At 44.0% G+C, this 327-nt stretch carries 1 protein-coding gene; it reads right to left on the bottom strand.

The window, feature by feature from the left end:
- The coding region (locus AB4585_RS25785; protein WP_372171621.1) for a type II secretion system protein at positions 1-307 on the bottom strand (307 nt) is incomplete at its 3' end.
- Positions 308-327: the final 20 nt, after the last annotated feature.

Genomic DNA, 327 nt, shown 5'->3' on the forward strand with positions numbered 1-327 from the left:
CTTCAAGGCCTTGCACTGCATTACCAATACCAGCTGAACTTGCTTCAGGATAACCATAAACAATTGAGATTGACTGACTGCCATTATCAATTGCACCTGAAGCTGCTGTCTCAACCCCATTAATTGCAGCCTTACCGTACACAATCGATCCCGCTCCGGCCATTGCGCCCTTCATGCCTTGTAGCGCAGAAACACGCGCATCAGATTGAAGGTTTAGAAAACGAGGTGCAGCTGTGACGGCTAAAATACCCAAGATTACAATCACAACTACCAATTCGATTAATGTAAAACCACTTTGCTTATTCATAGTAATGCTTACTCTATGTC

Origin of the sequence: Vibrio sp. 10N.222.49.C9, from assembly GCF_041474985.1 — a bacterium.
Lineage (GTDB): Bacteria > Pseudomonadota > Gammaproteobacteria > Enterobacterales > Vibrionaceae > Vibrio > Vibrio crassostreae_C.